Annotated in this window: 1 protein-coding gene; it reads left to right on the plus strand. The window is 58.6% G+C overall.

Annotation, left to right across the window (positions count from 1 at the left end; all coding sequences use genetic code 11):
• Nucleotides 1-338, plus strand: a 338-nt coding sequence (locus GFJ41_RS21285; RefSeq protein WP_170076053.1) for a 30S ribosomal protein S11, incomplete at both ends; no start/stop codon positions are given.

The raw sequence follows: 338 nt of genomic DNA on the forward strand, positions 1-338 counted from the left end.
GCCACATCTTCGCATCCTTCAACGACACCTTCGTGCACGTCACTGATCTCTCCGGCAAAGAAACTATCTGCCGTGTGACTGGTGGAATGAAGGTGAAGGCCGACAGAGACGAGTCCTCTCCCTACGCTGCCATGTTGGCTGCTCAGGATGTGGCTCAGAGGTGCAAGGAGCTCGGCATCACCGCTCTGCACATCAAACTGAGGGCCACCGGCGGGAACAGGACCAAGACTCCAGGACCCGGTGCTCAGTCTGCTCTTAGGGCTCTGGCTCGCTCTGGCATGAAGATCGGCCGCATCGAGGACGTCACCCCAATTCCATCAGACAGCACCCGCAGAAAG

The organism is Paraclostridium dentum (assembly GCF_012922555.1).
Taxonomy (GTDB): domain Bacteria; phylum Bacillota; class Clostridia; order Peptostreptococcales; family Peptostreptococcaceae; genus Paraclostridium; species Paraclostridium dentum.